Here is a 17,216-nt window from a genome sequence, read left to right as displayed (position 1 = left end):
ACCGTTGTCCTTGATGGGACGTCATGGGTGGAATTCGGGGGCACGGCGGTGGCGGCTCACCGCGCTGCTCGGGGTGGGCGCCGCGGCTCTGGCCCTGATCGTGACCCTCCTCGGCACACTTCCCGGCAACGGCGTGGACACCGACGGCACCACACGCGACGGCGACAAGGTGCACGGCACCCTCACGGCCGCGCCGCACGCGCGCGACCCCGAGGTCGGCTGGGGGTTCACCCACACCCAGCACAGCGCCGACGAGGGCGCCCCGGCCGCCGTCGCACGCGTCGAGCGCCGGATCGCCGGCGACGGGGGACTGCCGCAGATCCAGCACCTCATGGGCTGGGGCGCCGACAACCCCGAGCCGGTGCGCGGCCGTTACGACTTCGAGGCGATGGACCGGCGCATCGACTTCGTGCGCGCCTCCGGCGGCACCCCCGTCGTCACCCTGTGCTGCGCGCCGGACTGGATGAAGGGCGGCGAGCCCGGCGTCGACGCCACCGACTGGAGCCAGGCGGCCCTGGAGACCGCGCCCGACCCCGAGCACTACGCCGACTACGCGGCCCTCGCCGCGACGGTCGCGAGGCGCTACCCGGACGTACGGCACTTCGTCGTCTGGAACGAGTTCAAGGGGTTCTGGAACGACGCCGAGGCCCGCTGGGACCAGGAGGGCTACACGAAGCTCTACAACCTGGTCTACCGGGCGCTGAAGAAGGTCGACCGGGACATCATGGTGGGCGGCCCCTACCTGGTGATGGACAGCGTCGACCCCCGCGCGCACGAGGCGTCCAAGGCGCTCACGGGCCCGTGGGGCGCCCTCGACCGGCGGACCGTCGACGCCTTCCGGTACTGGAACGAGCACAAGGCCGGCGCCGACTTCGTCGTCGTGGACGGCTCCAGCTACACCCGCGACGACGAGCTGCTGCCCGACGAGTTCACGGCCACACGGAAGTTCACCGACGTCAGCCGCTGGGTGCGCGAGCAGACCGGTGACCTGCCGCTGTGGTGGGCCGAGTACTACGTCGAGCCGGCCGACGGCGACGACGAACGCGAGGGCTGGTCCGAGGCCCGCCGGGTCGCCGTCCACGCCACCGGGCTGATCGCGCTGGCCGAGGGCGGCACCACCTCCGCGTTCTACTGGAACCCGGAGAACGAGAAGGGCACCGCCTGCGCGGGCTGCCTGTGGACACCGACCGACGCCGCGCGCGGCGGAGCCGAACTCCCCATGTACGGCCTGCTCTCCCGGTTCGGGAAGGAGTTCGGGCCGGGCACCCGGTTCGAGCGGGTGCCCGTCGACGGGGACGGTGTGCGGGTGCTGGCCACCGACGACACCGTGCTGGTCGTCAACACCCGTGACCGGCAGATCGATGTCCGGGTCGACGGCAGGAAGGTCGCCCTGCACGCCTACCAGGTCAGGTGGCTCGAGCGCTGAGCCCCCCGGCCCCGGTCGCCTGATTCACTTGATCGTCAGGAACCGCTGCACCAGCGAGGCCAGCAGCACCGCCAGCAGCGGCAGCGAGAACCAGAAACTGCTCTGCAGCCGGCTCAGCTGCCGCACGCTCGGCGGCGTCGCCACCCGCACGATCTCCCGGGCCGCCAGCAGCAGGATCAGCGCGACCGCCGCGACACCGCCGACCACCGACCACGGCGTCCACGTCACCTGCGGCCCGATCGGCCCCGGATCGGCCTTCGGCACCGCGCCCGCCGGCTGCTCGCGCAGCGCGTACATCGTCACGTCGGCGTTGACGAAGACCCGCTTCAGCTCCGGCCTGCGGTCCAGGTTCTCCAGCAGCCGCATCTGCCAGGTCGGCGAGAAGCCCACGTCCAGCCGCAGGAACTCCACCTGACCGCGGTTGACCATCAGATACGAGTTCGGACCCGCGTCCCTCAGCGCCTTCACCAGGCCCGACACCAGCACCGGGTCCGCCGGCGCCTGCGTCGGCAGATAGGAGACCTTCTCCATGTCCCGGGCGCCCCACGGCATCGCGGGCGTCACGTCCTCCACCGGGTCGCTGCTCAGCCACAGCAGCCGCAGACTCGGATCGTCGTGGGCGTACACGTACTCCATGGCGGCGACCTCGCCGGGCCGCACCCGCTCGAACGGCTCGTTGCCCCACCGGGCCACCAGGAAGCCGCCCATGAGCACCAGGCCCGCCATCAGCGCGGCCAGCGGGGCGAGGCTCACCCGGTCCCGCTCCCGCTCCTCGGCGGTGACACCGGTGCGTGGGAACAGGGCGAGGCCGGTGAGCAGGGCCGCCCCGGGCAGGGCGAACATGAAGACCCGCAGTGCCATCTCACCGCCGTACGACTGCATGCCGAAGCCGAGGAACGGCACGAAGGTCAGGACGAGCAGCGAGCGCTCCCGGTAGTGGTGGAAGCGCCGGCGCCACCAGCCCCAGCACGCGAACGCCATCACCCCGCCGGCCAGCAGGACCCGGACGTACAGCACGAGCTGGTGGGTCGAACTGCCGCCCTCGATCCGGCCGGACACGGAGGAGGTGACGTTGCCGCCGACCCCGCCGACCCCGCCGAACAGCTCGTCGAAGTGCCCCGACCAGTACGGCTCGGCGAGGAAGCCGATCCACGCGGTCACCATCACGCCGAACAGGACGGGCAGGCCGCGCAGTTCGCTCCGGCCGGCCAGCACCAGCGCCGTCACCACGCCCAGCATCACGAACGGCGTCAGCTGATGGGCCGGGACACTCGCCGCGAACAGCCCCATCACGACGGCCAGCAGCACGGCACGCTGGCGCCGGTTCGCCGGTTCCACCTCCAGTTCGCCGGGCCGGCGCCGCGACCAGATCACGCGCGGCGCGCGGAACCAGACCAGCAGCACCGCCGCGAAGGCCAGATACAGCAGATACGTGAAGCCCTGCGGGGAGAAGTAGTCCTGGCCGACCCAGCCGGCCAGCACGAACACCCAGATGCCGGTCCACCGGGCCCGCCAGCTCGCCCGCATATGGCGCACCAGCAGGAACATCGGGACCAGGTACAGCAGTTGCATGGCCGTCGGCCACCAGCGGACGACCTCGGTCAGATCGTCGACCCCGCAGGCCCGCGCGGTGAACGCGGCCACCGCGAAGAATCCCGGCCAGCTCCAGCGCGCGTCCAGATCGGGCACGGCGGAACCGGTGCGGTCGATGTAGTCGAGGAAGCCCAGGTGCTGCCAGGCCGTCGCGAATCGGGGCTCGGTCTCGATCAGCGCGGGCAGGGCGTGCAGCGACACGACCGTCGCCAGCAGGGTGACCAGCAGCAGCGCCCGGTGCTCGCGGTTCAGCCACAGCAGTGAGGCGAACACGACGGCCAGCAGGGCCGCCCCCAGCAGTGTCGGCGGCGGCAGCACCGAGATCAGCCCGAGCCCGCCCATACGGTCCAGGTCGCTCTCGCCGAGCCGCAGCGCGGGCACCCAGTACAGCAGCAGCGCCGCGACCAGCAGACAGCCCAGAACGACGCCGACCCGGGTCGGCAGCAGCCGCTCACGCCGGCCGGCCGCGAGCACCTCGGGCCGTACGGGTTCCCGCGGTGCCGGCGGTTCGGGTTCCGGCGGGGCGGCGGTCTCGTCGGGTTCCTCCACGGCGGCCGTCACCTCGCCCTTGCCCGCGTCGAACGCGTCCCCGAACGGCGCGTCCACCTCGGCGGGACCCTCCGACGCCTCCGCGCCCGGCTCCCGTCCCGGCTCGACCGGCGGCCCCGCCTCCGCCGCGCGGGCCCAGGCGGGCCGGTGCTCCGGGCGGATCCGCGGGGTGCCCGTGGGCGGGGTGCCCGGTCCCGGCCGGACGTCGGGCCGGCGTTCCAGATGGTCGAAGTCGACGTGGATGCCGAGCGCGAGGGTGTCGCTGTCCAGCGCCCAGCTCTTGCGCGCCCCCGTGGATGTCTCGCGCGCCCCCAGGTCGGCCAGATCGCCGTCGGGGGCCGCGTCCTCGGGGATCTTCGCCCCGGAGCCCCGCACCGTCCGGTACAGCCGGGGCGCGGCGATCGCCACGATCACCGAGAGCGCGGCGATCTCGGCGACCCCGGCGCCCGTCAGGCCCATCCGGGGCAGCAGGAGCAGCGTCAGACCGAGCACCAGCGCGCACAACAGCCCCTGCAGCCACGCCAGTCCGGCCGTCCGGCTCTGCGCCCGCAGGACCGCGAAGTACGTCTCCATGACGACCCGCAGCAGCCCGCCCACCGCGAACCAGCGCAACAGCGGGGTCGCCGCGTCCGCGTAGCCCGCGCCGAAGACGCCCAGGATCCAGGGCGCCCCGAAGAACAGGACCGCCGAGACCGGCAGCATGATGCGGGCCATCCGGGCCAGCGCCGCCCGGGTGTCGGCGGCCAGCCGCCCCGGCGCGTGCGAGCCCTCCACCGTCAGGGAGGCGCCCATGTTGATGGCGAGCAGGTTGACGGTGCCGCCGATGGTCGCGGTGATGTAGAAGTACGCGTTGTCCTCGGCGGAGACGCGCGCCGCCACGATCACCGGGATGAGGTAGACCACGGCCAGGGAGAACAGGGAGCCGGTGTAGTCCCCGGCCAGGAACCGGCCGACCTCCCGCAGCGACGGCGGGCGGGCGTGGTCCTCGGTCGCCGCCATGTGCCGGGGCACCAGCCGGCGGAACACCAGCCAGCCCAGCGGCAGCACCGACACCGCGATCGCCGCCACCCACGACACGAAGACGCCGGCGGTCGGGATCGCCACCGCGAACGCCACCAGCAGCCCCAGCTTGACCGCCGAGAACACGGTGTTGCCGACGGGCACCCACACCGCGCTGCGCAGCCCGGTCAGCACCCCGTCCTGAAGGGTGAGCACGTTCCAGGCGATGACGGCGGCGACGAAGAACAGCCCGTTCAGCGGCCCCTGCAGGAACCGGTACGACGGCCCCCACAGGTCCAGCGTCAGCAGGAAGACCCCGGCGGCCAGCGCCACCACCACACAGCTTCCGGCGTACGTACGGAAGATCAGGCGGCCCGTGGTGCGCCCGGCCACCGGGATGAACCGGGCGAGCGCCCCGGTCAGCGTCACCGCCGTCAGCCCGGCGAGGAACTTCATCGCGGCGATCGCCGCCGACCCCTGGCCGACAGCGGACTCGGAGTAGTAGCGGGCGGCGGCCAGCCAGAAGCCCAGCCCCAGCACCGCCGAGACACCGGTGTTGATCATCAGCGCGTAGGCGTTGCGGAACAGCTGGCTGCCGCCGCCGGAGGACCCGCCCAGTCCGGGCAGGCGGAGGCGCCGCCCCGGCCGCTCGGGCGCCGGCGCGTCGGTCGAGGCGGGCTCGGTCGTGGTCGTCGTGTCAGACACGGGTACGGATGGCCTTCCGGCGGACCTGACGGGCTCTGCGGACCACGGCGTACCCCTTGGTCAGGGCGCGGTCCCTGGCGAACGTACGGGCGACGGCACGGCCTTCGACCAGCCGGCCGAACTCCTCGACGCCGGTGGTGCGGCGCACGGTGAGCCGCGTGAGTGCGTACGGCCCCTGCCGGCGCCGGGCGAGGCCGTTGTTGACGGCGAGCGCCTGGGCGTACCCGGTCTCCCGTACCGCCTCGCGCACCCGGCGGCTGGAGTAGCCGTACGGGTACGCGAACGAGACGGGGGCGGTGCCCAGCTGGTCTGAGACGATCTCCTTGCAGAGGATCAGCTCCGAGCGCAGCCGGTCGTCGGGGAGCTGGTCCAGCTGCGGGTGCGTGTGGCTGTGGCCGCCGATCTCCACGCCGGCGGCGGCCAGTTCGCGCACCTGCTCCCAGTCCAGCATGGTGTCCAGGCCGCCGCCCATGTCGTGCGGGCCCTTCAGCCAGCCCGTGGAGACGAACACCGTGGCCGTGAAGCCGTGGGCGCGCAGTACGGGCAGGGCGTGCCGGTGCACGCCCGCGTAGCCGTCGTCGAAGGTGATCAGCACGGGCCGTTCGGGCAGCGGCTTCCCGGAGCGCCAGTGCTCGGCGAGCTCCGCCGTGCGCACCGGTGTGAGCCCCAGGTCGCCGATGAGGGCCATCTGCTCCGCGAACGCCTCCGGCGCCACCGACAGCTCCCGGGTGGCGTCGTTCGGCGCGGTGGACACCGCGTGGTACATCAGGATCGGCACCGGCGTGTCGCTCATCCCGTCCCCCCTCCGGTGTCCGGCGATCCCTCGATCCCGGCCACCGCGTACGTGGCGCCGCCCCGGCGGGCGCGGACACTTCCGACGACGTACCCACCCGCCGCCGTCAGCACCCCCGTCACGATCGCACCCGCCCGGCCCGCGCCCCCGGGCCGGGCGAGCAGCGCGTCCCGCAGGCCGCGCGCCACCCCGGCCGGCAGCACACGCGTGGTGTACCGGCGTTCGGACTCCAGTCCCTTGTCCGCGCCGACACTGCGGGCCACCAGCGCCTTCGACAGGCCCTCCGCGTAGGTGCGGGTGCGGAAGTACCGGAACCGCTCCCGCGGGCCGGGCACCCGGTGGTGGATGATCGCGCGGTCGTCGATCAGCAGCACCGCGTCGGGCCGGGCGCGGCTGAGCCGGATGCACAGCTCCGTCTCCTCACAGCCCAGCGGCAGCCGGTCCCCGTCGCGGCCGATGCCGGTCGCGAAACCACCCGCCACGTCGAACGCCGTACGGCGGAACGAGGCGTTGCCGCCGAGGACGTTGCGCACCTTCGTCCGCCCGGCGGGCAAGCCCCGGTAGGTGCAGCCCACGACCCAGTCGAACTCCTCCGGGAACCAGCCGGGCCGGCGGCCGGACGCCCAGATCGGCTCGGTGCGCCCGCCGACGGCCATGACCCGTGGGTCGTCGTAGCCGGCCGCGAAGTACCCCAGCCAGTCCCGCTCGGCCACGGCGTCGTCGTCGAGGAACGCGACGACCTCGCCCCGGGAGGCCGCGATGCCCGTGTTGCGGCCGGCCGACAGACCGCGCGGGCCCGCGTTGGCCAGCACCCGCACCTCGGGCGTCTCCTTGTACTCCTTGGCGAGCCGGTCCAGGAGCGCCGGGTTGTGGTCGACGACCAGCAGGGTCTCCAGGGCCGGATACGCCTGCGCCCGCACCGAGGCGACCGCGGCGAGGATGTCCTCCCAGCGGTCCTCGGTGTAGACGCAGATCACGACGGAGATGCCGGGACCGCTCAAGACGTCTCTCCCCGGGCCTTCGGGCGCGAGCCGACCGAGGTGAGCACGGGGGAGTGCGCGGCGGCGCTGCGGCGGCGCAGCGCGCGCCGGTTGGAGCGCTCCTTGAGGATGACCCGCAGCACCCGCAGCCCATCGCGCACGGCCCGCAGATTGCTGGTGCCGTGGATGCGGAGGTACTCGTGGCTCGGTATCTCCTGCACCTTCAGCCCGGCCTTGACGACCCGGATGTTCATCAGGGTCTCCACCTCGAAGCCGGTGCAGTCGAGGTCGATCTTGTCCAGGCAGTGCCGCCAGAACGCGTTGTATCCGTAGCAGAGATCGGTGTAGCGGGCGCCGAACTTGCGGTTGACGGCTGTGCAGAGCGCCCAGTTGCCCAGCTTGCGGATGAGCGTCATGTCGTCGGTGCCGCCGCCGTTGGCGAACCGCGACCCCTTGGCGAAGTCCGCGCCCGAGACCAGGGCGGACACATAGCTCAGGATCTCGTTGCCGTCGGCGGAGCCGTCCGCGTCGACCATGACGATGATGTCGCCGGTGGCCGCCTCGAACCCGGTGATCAGGGCGTCCCCCTTGCCCTTGCCGCGCTGGCGCACGACCTTGACCTCGGGCCACAGCTCGCGGGCCACCTCGACCGTGTCGTCGGTGGAGTTGCCGTCGACCAGGACCACTTCGTGGATCCAGTCCGGCAGGGTCTTGAAGACGTACGGAAGGTTCTCCGCCTCGTTCATGGCCGGTATCACCACGCTCACGGGCGGTGCGATGGCCAGGTGCGAGGAGACGGGCCGGTAGCCGGCCGGTGACGGATCATGGCCCGGGACCGCCGGGCGCAGCACAGAACTCATGAGTGGGTCCCTCTCGTCCGGTGGACCGCCCGCCCCTGGGCGGCCCGGTGAAGTGTCCGGTTCGAAAGGGGGGTTGTGTCACCCGAGCACGGCGACTGGCTCTCCCCGTGCGTGCGGTGAGCTGGCATGTCTGGCCGGCCACCCGGAAGTGCGGCGGCCGGTCGCGCGGCACGACTCGGTCGAAGATGCGGACACCTTCACCGAGCACCCCCCTACCGCGTCCCGCTCCGGTGCCGTCCTGCGGTCCTCGGTCCCTCCCCTGGAGCCGCGGGCCGACCGTCCGATGCGAGTGAGATGTACGACGGTATTGATGATTGCGCCTGTATGGCAAGAGCTGGAACCAGCTCTCACATTTTTGTTGGTTTCGGCCGTTACGTACGTCCCGAACGGATCCTTCCCATGCGTTTCAGGAGACGGTCCGCCGGTCCGAAGAGCTCCGGCCGTGACTGCACGGTGTTGCGCAGCGCCCGGACCGGAGCACGCCGTGCCCGGTGTCCGAACGCGATCGGGTGACGCCGGGTCACCCACCCCTCCGACACCGTCAGCTCGCGTGTCTTCAGGGAGTCCTTGTACTCCTTCTGGCCCCGGCCGAGATCCAGGTGCGCGATGCCGTCGGCGGCGGCCGCCTCGGCCATGCGCAGATGCAGCACCAGGCCCGGCGAGTACCTCGAGAACGCCGGGTCGTAGGCCGGGAACCAGCAGGCCAGGATGCGTTCGCTGCGCAGCCCGAAGTGCGCGGCGACCGGCTTGCCGTCCGCGTACAGCACGGACAGGACGCCCGCGAAGGAGTCCGAGCGGGTGTGGAACAGGTGCTCGACGAGCCGGGTGATCCACTCCTGGGCGAAGCGGTCGCTGCGTCCCGTCCTGCGGTACTGGGCCGACTTCCAGGACATCAGGGTGCGCAGCGCGGCCGGATCACGCTCGTCGTGCACGTACCGCACGCCCTCGTGGTCGCGGGCCAGCTTGCGCTCCTTGGCCAGGGTCGTGCGGGTGAACTTCGGCGCGTGCTCGCGCAGATGAGCCAGATAGGCGTCGTACCCCTGGTCGACGTCCATCACCGGTGACGGATAGCTGCCGGTGGCGGCCGGCGCGAACGCCGTCTGGCCGTCGACCAGGTGGTCGAACTCCCAGACGGCGAGCCCGCACGCCTTCAGCAGCTCCTGGGCGTCGACCGTGAACCCCGGCCGGTGCACGAGGCCCTGGGCGTCCGAGACGCCGAGGCCGATGGCCCGGCCGACGCCGGTGGCCGTCCGCTGGAACGGCAGGAACGCGGCCGGCTCCCCGCCCTCCCGGACGACGGCGATCCGCACCCCGCGCCGGCAGCGGCCCACGGCGAGCGCGAACTCCGGTGACAGGAAGGGGTTGCCCAGCTCGGGCGCGCCCTGCAGATGGGCCTTGGACTGGATGGAGGACCAGGCCGCCCGGTCGGCGGCGCTGAGCTCGCCGGGGCGGTACACGCTGATGTCCACGTCAGACCGTCCGCTCTCGGGTCATGCGGCCGCGCGGCCGCCGTACCGTGACCAGCAGGAGGATGAGCGCGCTGATCGTGGTCACCGCCACGATCCCGCCGCGTACCGACCACTGGTGCAGGGCCAGCATGGCCTGGGCCACCAGCATGTCGAGAACGACCGCGCCCGCGACCGAGGCCACCACACGGCCGAAGGGATCCAGCCCGCGCAGCGCGGCGGCGATCGCCGCGGCCGGTGCCGCGAGCAGGAAGAACAGGGTGAACGGGCCGCGCAGCGGCGAGTCGGAGCCGGCGAGCGCGAGGCCCGCGCCGATTCCCCCCACAGCCGTCGCGGCGCCCGCGAGCAGTGGCGTCAGGTCCCTCCCCGGACCCGGCCGCGCACGCTCGGCGTCGTCGGACACAGCTGGTGTGCCATGGATCGTCTGCATTGGCGACTTTGCCCCCCGAAGCGCCGGATGCCGGGCTTCAATGTGGCTCAGGGGCATATCTGCCGTCAAGATGCCGATGGCCCCTTGACAACGGTTCGTCCTCGGTGCGCACGGGGACGGCCCCCGGGGGCGTGACGCCTCCGGGGGCCGGTGGTTCAGATGATGCGGGGATGGCTCAACGGACGAGCTTCAGCAGCTTGTTCGGGGAGCCGCTGCCCGGGCTGGTGACCACGTTGGCGGTGGCGCCCGAGGTCAGCGCCGAGGCGACCGCGGCCGGCGTGGCCGAGGTGTGGCCCGCCAGGTAGACGGCGGCCGCTCCGGCGACGTGCGGGGTCGCCATCGACGTACCGGAGATGGTGTTCGTCGCGGTGTCGCTGGTGTGCCAGCCCGCCGTGATCGAGGAGCCCGGCGCGAACAGGTCCAGCACCGAGCCGTAGTTCGAGTAGCTGGCGCGGGCGTCCGTGCTGGTGGTGGCGCCGACGGTGATCGCCTGGGTGACCCGGGCCGGGGAGTACGAGGAGGCGTTGGCGCTGGAGTTGCCGGCCGCGACGGCGTAGGTCACGCCGCTGGAGATGGAGTTGCGGACGGCGGTGTCCAGGGCGGTGGAGGCGCCGCCGCCGAGGGACAGGTTGGCGACCGAGGGGCCGGAGTGGTTCGCCGTCACCCAGTCGATGCCCGCGATCACGCCGGCGGTGGTGCCGGAGCCGTTGTTGTCGAGCACCCGGACCGCGACGATCTTCGCCTTCTTGGCCACACCGTAGGTGGAGCCGGCGATGGTGGTGGCCACATGGGTGCCGTGACCGTTGCCGTCGGAGGCGGTGGTGTCGCCGTCGACGGCGTCGTAGCCGTAGGAGGCGCGGCCGCTGATCTGCTGGTGGGTGATGCGCACACCGGTGTCGATGACGTACGCGGTCACCCCGCTGCCCGCGCTGTCGGGGTAGGTGTAGGTGCCCGAGAGCGGCAGGGCGCTCTGGTCGATGCGGTCCAGGCCCCAGGGGGCGCTGCTCTGGGTGGTGTCGGCCAGGCGGACGGTCTGGTTCTGCTCGACCGACGCGACGGCCGGGTCGGCCGCGAGTCTCTTCGCCTCGGTGGCCGAGAGGGTGGCGGAGTAGCCGTTCAGCGCGGCGCCGAACGTCTTCTTCACGGAGCCGCCGTACCGCTTGACGAGGCTCTTGCCCGTGCTGGAGGAGGCCTTCAGCCCGGCGGTCTCCTTGAGCGTGACGATGTAGCTGTCCTTGACGGCGGTGGGGGAGCCGGCCGCCAGGACCGTGCCCTCGGCCGGGGCGGCCTGGGCGGGCAGCGAGCCGGTCCCGCCGACGAGGGCGGCGGCGGCCAGGGCGGATATCGCGGCGTACCGGAGCTTGGTGCTACGCAGTGGTGCCATTACGAGGGAGTCCTCCTCAAGGCGGTGCGCAGGGGTGGTGCGCGCACATGTGGGGGGTGCGTACGTCGTCGCACGCACAGCCCGGTGCGGGGAGTCCCGCGCCGGGCCGAGGTCAAGACTCCGCAAAGCCCGCCCGCCGGACAAGGGAGTTGACGACCTGTCAATGATCTTGTCATGTACGCGAAATAAAACGCCGTGGCGAAGGGGTCGCCCGGGTAGGTGATGCCCGAAAAAGTTTTGACATGAACACTTCCGCTCAACACGCGTAGTTGGTACGACGGTTACGGCAGAGATCCTGCTATAGGGAGGTTCCATGAGACGTTCCCGACTTTCCGTACACGTCGCCTCGCTCCTCCTCGCCGTCGGCACCGCCCTCACCGGGGCTGCCACGGCGCAGGCCGCCGACACCGCCGCCGCGGGCGGCTACGTGGCACTCGGCGACTCCTATTCCTCGGGCCTCGGCGCCGGCAGTTACCTCAGCAACAGTGGTGACTGCAAGCGCAGCTCGAAGGCGTACCCGGCCCTGTGGGCCGCCGCCAACGCACCCTCGTCCTTCGACTTCACGGCCTGCTCGGGCGCCAAGACGGGTGACGTCACCGCCAGTCAACTCGGCCCGCTCAGCTCCTCCACCGCACTGGTGTCCGTGTCCATCGGCGGCAACGACGCCGGGTTCGCCGACATCATGACGACCTGTGTGCTCCAGGGAGACAGCGCCTGCGTCTCACGCATCAACACCGCCAAGGCGTTCGTCGACTCGACCCTGCCGGGCCGGCTCGACACCGTCTACAACGCCATCCGCTCCCGGGCGCCCGCCGCCCGGGTCGTCGTCCTCGGCTACCCCCGCTTCTACAAGCTCGGCGCCTCGGGCTGCGTCGGCCTGTCCGAGACCAAGCGCCGGGCGCTCAACGACGCCGCGGACCACATCGACGCCGCCATCGAGAAGCGGGCCCGTGACCACGGCTTCGCCTTCGGCGACGTCCGGACCACGTTCACCGGGCACGAGCTGTGCTCCGGCAGCCCGTGGATGCACTCCGTGAGCTGGCTCAGCATCTCGGAGTCGTACCACCCGACGGCCGCGGGCCAGTCGGGTGGATACCTGGCGGCGCTCAACTCCGCCTCCTGACCGGCCAGGAGCCACTACGCGTCCGGTGAGCCGCCGGACGACGGCGAGGCCCCGCCCGTCGGGGTCTCGCTCGCACACGTCACCGAGAACGGCACCGAGGCGGACTTCGTCCGCACCGGATCGCGCACCTCGACGGCGATCTCGCTCGCGAACGTGCCGCTCTCGTCGTACGTCGTCAGGAACACCCTGTCCTGCCTGGTCCGTTCACCGCCCGCCGGGAACGACAGGGTCTTCCATCCCTCGTCCATGACGTCACCGTCCTCGGACACCCAGCGGTAGGTGACCTGCGCGGGCAGCCTGCCCACCGTGAACGTCGCCGTGAACACCGGAGCCTGGCCGCGGGGCGGCGGACAGGCGCCGGAGTAGTCCGTGTGGGAGCCTGTCAGCGACACGTGCACGGACTGCGGCGCGGCCGACGCCGACGCGCTCCGGCTGGGACTCGGCGTCGGACTCGGCTTCTCCGTGGCGGGCTCCTCCTTCGTGCCGGTCGCCGCCGTCCGCTCGCCCGTCGCCGTGGCGGTCTCCCCGCCGGCGTCCTTCCCGCCGTCGCCGCCCCGGTTCAGCAGCGCGTACGTCAGTCCCCCCACCGCGAGGGCCAGCACCACGACACCCGCGATCAGCACCGGAGCGGCACGGCGGTCACGCCCGGAGGGCACCGGAGCCGTGTCGGCCACCCGGGCGCCGGTCGGGCGGGTCGGGCCGGGCGGTGGCACCGGGGCCGTCGGGGCGGTCCCGGACGGCGCCGGGAACGCGGCGATCGTCGGGGCGTACGGGGCCGCCCCCGCACCGCCGCCGGGAAGGGTGCCCCCGGCCGCGACGAGCCGCAGGTCCTCCTGTGCCCGCGCCGCCGGCAGCCGCTCGGCAGGATCCTTGCGCAACAGCCCCTCGATCACGGGGGCCAGCGGCCCGGCGCGGCGCGGCGGCGGCAGCTCCTCGTCGACGATGGCGCGCAGGGTGCTGAGCGGAGTGTCCTGACGGAACGGGGAGTTGCCCTCCACGGCCGCGTACAGCAGCACGCCGAGCGACCACAGGTCGGACTCCGGGCCCGGCGTGCGGCCCAGCGCCCGCTCCGGCGCGAGGAACTCCGGGGAGCCGATGACCTCGCCGGTCATGGTCAGCGCCGAGCTGCCCTCGACCATGGCGATCCCGAAGTCGGTCAGCACCACCCGATCGTCGTTCGACAGCAGCACATTGGCCGGTTTCACGTCCCGGTGCAGCACACCCGCCTCGTGCGCGGCCCGCAGCGCCGACAGCACCTCGGCACCGATGCGCGCGGCCCGCTGGGGGCTCAACGGCCCGTCGGCGTCGAGCAGTTCGGCCAGTGAGATGCCCCGGACCAGCTCCATCACGATCCACGGCCGCCCGTCCTGGGTGGCAACGTCGTACACCGTGACGACGTTGCGGTCGGCGACCCGCGCCGCCGCCCACGCCTCGCGCTCCAGCCGGGCGTACATCCGCTCGACGTCCGAGGCGGCCAGCCCGGCCGGTGCGCGGACCTCCTTGACGGCGACCTCGCGGTGCAGCAGCTCGTCGCGGGCCCGCCACACGGTCCCCATGCCGCCCTCGCCGAGCGGGGAGAGCAGGCGCTAGCGGCCCGCGATCACCCGGTCAGCGCCATGGTCCTCGGACACGGGCGTCCCCCCTTCGCATCCGTGCGCATTCTCCACAAAAGTAGCTCAGCCGAGTGCGGATGCCGCCCCCTGGACGACGAGTCCGGCCCCGATCAGGACGACGAGCACCGCGGACGCCAGCGGCGCCGTACGGCGGACGAGGACCGTCACGGGATGGGTCAGCGCGCGCGGACGCCGGTCCAGCACCCGCATCGCCCCTGTACCCAGCCGGACGACGGCGAACCCGGCCGCGGTGAGCGTGAGCGCCAGCCCGGCGCCGTAGGCGACGACGAGCAGCAGCCCGAACCAGGCCTTGCCGAGGGCGGCGGCGCCGACCAGCACGACGACGGCGGACGGGCTGGGGACGAGCCCCCCGGCGAAGCCGAGCAGGATCGTGCCGCGGAGGGTGGGGGCGGTGGGGTGCGTGTGGGGGACGCCCCCGTGGGTGTGGGTGTGGGTGTGGGTGTGACCGTGGCCGTCGTGCTCGTGGTCGTGGTCGTGGGGGTGCGGGTGCGCGTGGTCGTGGGAATGGGGGGCGACCGGCGTGGCGGACGGTCGCGGGGCGGTGCCGGCGGGGGCGCCGGCCAGCACCGGCCGGCGGGCGGGGGCGTGGCGCGTCACGGACTCCCCGGCAGGGGGGTGCGGACGCGGGTGGCTGTCGTGGTCGTGCGGGTGCGTGTGGCCGGCGTCGCGCGCACGCCAGGCCCGGCGGGCCAGGGTCACGCCCGCCGCCGTCACCAGGGCGCCGCTCGCGACCCCCAGCCAGGTGATGACCGAGGGCGCCGCCGCCGAACCGGCGGTGACCAGCAGGCCCAGCGTCACCACGCCCAAGGTGTGGGTGACCGTCACCGAGGCGGCCAGCGGCAGGACGTCCCGGAGCCGGGCCCGGCCCCCGCGCGCGGTCGCCACCGCCGCCATCATCGTCTTGCCGTGCCCCGGGGCGAGCGCGTGCAGCGCGCCCAGGAAGACCGCGAGGAGCAGGGCGAGCGCCGCGAAGCCCACGGTCAGCTCACGGCGGGAGACCAGGTCGTCCAGGGCCCGCGTCCAGCGGTCGGCGCCGCGCGGCAGGACGGAGGAGGCCTCCGGGGCGTCCTCGCCGGACGCGGCGAGGGCCGGACCGCCGGGCCGCACCCGCAGGGACGCGGTCCGCGTGTCGGCCGGCGAGGACAGCAACTCCTGCGGGTAAGCGGTCAGTTCCTCGGACGGCGACTCCTTCGGCACGTCCGAGGCGGTCAGCGTCGTCCGGTCGCCGCGCGCCGTGATCTCCCGCCAGCCGGGCCCGCTCCCGCCGCCCGCGCCGGTGAACTCCACGTCGAGCGAGGCGTGTTCGGGCAGGGGTGCCGTCAGCTCGCACTCCACCCGGAGCGTGTCGAGCCCCGCCTGGCCGGGCCGCGTCCGCGCGTGACTGCCCGTCACCGTCAAGGGGACCGTGCGGCCCTCCACGGTGACCTCGCTGTCCCGCGCCGCGCTCGCGCAGCGCTCCCGGGCCCAGGCCGTCAGTCCCGCCTTCTCGATCGCGGGTCCGGCCTGGGTCGCCGGGATCTCGGCGAGGTCCTCCACGTGGTCGACGCGCAGCTTCCCCGGGGCGACGACCAGGCCGTCGTACCGGTTGACGGTGAAGTTGCCGAGGGGGTGCGCGCTCGCGGGCGGCGAGGGCACCAGGGCGAGCGCGCAGGCCGCCGTGAGGGCGGCGGCGCCCGAGGCGGTGAGCCGGCGAAGGGTCACTGGTCCGCCTCCAGGGCCTTGAGGGCCGCCCGCGCGTCGCGGGCGCCCAGCGGTGCGAAGCCCGGGTTCAGCTTCAGGGCGGCCCGCAGATGCGTGCGGGCGTCGTCCGCGCGGCCGGTGGCGCTTTCGATGATCCCGCGGTGGTACAGGAACACGGCGTTGCGGTAGCCGGTGGCCGTGGCCCGGCGGGCGTACGGCAGGGCCTCGTCGTCCTTCCCGTCGACGTGCAGCGCCCAGGCGAGGGCGTCCGCGGTGTGCACGGTGCGCCGGCGGTCCCATTCGGCGCGGGCCGCCCTCAGGGCCGCCGCCTTGTCGCCGTGGTCGGCGGCCGCCAGCGCGGTGTCGAGGTCGGCGTCCACGCCGTTGGCGCGGGCCAGGGACGTCCAGGCGTCGACCAGGGCGTACTGGTCGGCGGCGGCGGTACGGTCGCCGGCGGCCTCGTACAGCTCGCCGAGGGCGACGAGCGGGCCGGGCAGCGGGGAGCGGGCGACGACGTCCTTCAGGCCCGCGATCGCGCCCGCCCGGTCCCCGCTCGCGGCCTGTGCGCGGGCCCGTCCCTCCAGCGCGGGGACGTAGTCCTCGTCGGCGGCGAGCGCGCGGGCGTAGTGGGTGAGGGCCGTGGCGTACTCGCCCTGGTTCCAGGCGAGCTGGCCCAGCTGGGTGGCGACGTAGGCGATGTCGCCGGGCGCGGACGCCGAGGACAGCGCCTGCTCCAGCACGCGCCGGGCCGTACGGACGTCGCCGCGCAGCTCGTGGACGTACGCGTACCGGGTGAACACCGGGATGCCCGGACGCCGGTCGTCGGCGGTGTCCGCGGCCTCGGCGGCGTCGCGGTACCGGCCGAGTTCGACGAGGGCGTCCACCCGTATGCACAGGGCGCGTTCGCTGTACGGGTTCTCCTTCAGGGCCCGGTCGGCGTCCTTCAGGGCGCCCTCGAAGTCGTGGCGGGCGGCCGCGAGGGCGGCGCGGCCGGCCAGGGCCTGGTCGTTGCGGGGCGCCAGCGCGAGCGAGCGCTCGAACGCCCGCTCGGCCTGCGGATAGCGGGACGGGTCGCCCTTGGTCCGGGCCTGCTCGACATAGGCGAGGCCCAGGGTGGCCCAGCCGCCGAAGTCTCGCGGCTGGGACCGCAGATGGGACTGGAGGGCCGTGATGCCCGCGTCCAGGTCGCCGGAGGCGAGCAGACCGGGGGAGACGGCCGCCGAGGCGGGGGCGACCCGCGGGGCGGTGCCGTCGCCCCCGGCGCCGAGCGCCACCGAGCCGCCGGTGACGGCCACGGCCAGCAGGGCCGCGCACCCGGTGAGGTGCAGGGCGCGCCGGCGGGCGGCGGCGAAGCGGCGCAGCGCGGCGACCCGGCCGCCGTCCTTCGCCCCGGCCCCGTCCTCCGGTGGCCCCGCCCCCTCACCCCCGGCGGGGGCCGCCGGGTCCGGGCCGTCGCCGAGCTCGGGCGTGGGCTCCTGCGGGGTGTCGTGCGTGGGCGGGACCATGCCCTCTCCTCGATGGGTGTCGTCGACGGTGGTGGTCGGGTGGTGCGACGCGGCCCGCGCCGTGGGGGATGAGTACGTTCGCGGGCCGC

General features: G+C 73.5%; 12 protein-coding genes. 2 read left to right on the top strand and 10 right to left on the bottom strand.

Annotated features, from left to right (window positions below; all coding sequences use genetic code 11):
• The first annotated feature begins 13 nt into the window (after positions 1–13).
• Entirely contained in the window at positions 14–1,426 is a 1,413-nt protein-coding gene (locus tag F8R89_RS07725) for a GH39 family glycosyl hydrolase (protein WP_151783260.1), read from the top strand.
• A 24-nt stretch (positions 1,427–1,450) separates the two neighbouring features.
• Here the strand turns inward: F8R89_RS07725 and F8R89_RS07720 are convergent, their stop codons facing one another.
• The 7 genes from F8R89_RS07720 to F8R89_RS07690 all read right to left on the bottom strand — a co-directional run bounded on the left by F8R89_RS07720 (position 1,451) and on the right by F8R89_RS07690 (position 11,185).
• Positions 1,451–5,272 carry a lipopolysaccharide biosynthesis protein gene (locus F8R89_RS07720; protein WP_151783259.1) on the bottom strand — a complete coding sequence of 1,274 codons (3,822 nt, stop codon included), beginning with the start codon at positions 5,270–5,272 and terminating at the stop codon, positions 1,451–1,453.
• Positions 5,265–6,065, bottom strand: a complete 801-nt coding sequence (locus F8R89_RS07715; RefSeq protein ID WP_151783258.1) for a polysaccharide deacetylase family protein — start codon at positions 6,063–6,065, stop codon at positions 5,265–5,267. Before F8R89_RS07715 ends, F8R89_RS07720 begins: the two co-directional genes overlap by 8 nt.
• Positions 6,062–7,066 carry a glycosyltransferase family 2 protein gene (locus F8R89_RS07710; RefSeq protein WP_151783257.1) on the bottom strand — a complete coding sequence of 335 codons (1,005 nt, stop codon included), beginning with the start codon at positions 7,064–7,066 and terminating at the stop codon, positions 6,062–6,064. The genes F8R89_RS07715 and F8R89_RS07710 overlap by 4 nt, the downstream gene beginning before the upstream one ends.
• A complete protein-coding gene (locus tag F8R89_RS07705; protein ID WP_151783256.1) occupies positions 7,063–7,905 on the bottom strand; it encodes a glycosyltransferase family 2 protein in 843 nt (280 codons plus the stop codon). Before F8R89_RS07705 ends, F8R89_RS07710 begins: the two co-directional genes overlap by 4 nt.
• Positions 7,906–8,276: 371 nt before the next feature.
• Positions 8,277–9,374 carry a GNAT family N-acetyltransferase gene (locus tag F8R89_RS07700; protein ID WP_151783255.1) on the bottom strand — a complete coding sequence of 366 codons (1,098 nt, stop codon included), beginning with the start codon at positions 9,372–9,374 and terminating at the stop codon, positions 8,277–8,279.
• Position 9,375: 1 nt separating this feature from the next.
• Positions 9,376–9,801 carry a hypothetical protein gene (locus F8R89_RS07695; RefSeq protein WP_225994346.1) on the bottom strand — a complete coding sequence of 142 codons (426 nt, stop codon included), beginning with the start codon at positions 9,799–9,801 and terminating at the stop codon, positions 9,376–9,378.
• A 175-nt stretch (positions 9,802–9,976) separates the two neighbouring features.
• On the bottom strand, positions 9,977–11,185 hold the full coding sequence (locus F8R89_RS07690) for a S8 family peptidase (protein WP_151783254.1): 1,209 nt from the start codon (positions 11,183–11,185) through the stop codon (positions 9,977–9,979).
• Positions 11,186–11,498: 313 nt separating this feature from the next.
• Between F8R89_RS07690 and F8R89_RS07685 the strand changes: the two genes are divergently transcribed.
• Positions 11,499–12,308 carry an SGNH/GDSL hydrolase family protein gene (locus F8R89_RS07685; protein WP_151783253.1) on the top strand — a complete coding sequence of 270 codons (810 nt, stop codon included), beginning with the start codon at positions 11,499–11,501 and terminating at the stop codon, positions 12,306–12,308.
• Between the two features lie 14 nt (positions 12,309–12,322).
• Here F8R89_RS07685 and F8R89_RS07680 read toward each other — a convergent pair whose 3' ends face one another.
• The 3 genes from F8R89_RS07680 to F8R89_RS07670 form a co-directional block, all read right to left on the bottom strand.
• A complete protein-coding gene (locus F8R89_RS07680) occupies positions 12,323–13,864 on the bottom strand; it encodes a serine/threonine-protein kinase (protein WP_413251241.1) in 1,542 nt (513 codons plus the stop codon).
• 120 nt (positions 13,865–13,984) lie between these two features.
• Positions 13,985–15,643, bottom strand: coding sequence for a nickel transporter (locus tag F8R89_RS07675; protein ID WP_151783252.1), 1,659 nt, complete (start codon positions 15,641–15,643; stop codon positions 13,985–13,987).
• Positions 15,640–17,127, bottom strand: coding sequence for a tetratricopeptide repeat protein (locus tag F8R89_RS07670; protein ID WP_151783251.1), 1,488 nt, complete (start codon positions 17,125–17,127; stop codon positions 15,640–15,642). Before F8R89_RS07670 ends, F8R89_RS07675 begins: the two co-directional genes overlap by 4 nt.
• Positions 17,128–17,216 lie beyond the last annotated feature (89 nt).

This window comes from Streptomyces sp. SS1-1, from assembly GCF_008973465.1.
Lineage (GTDB): Bacteria > Actinomycetota > Actinomycetes > Streptomycetales > Streptomycetaceae > Streptomyces.
The sequence above is the reverse complement of the archived record's forward strand: the minus strand, read 5'-3'. Positions and strand labels throughout refer to the sequence as shown.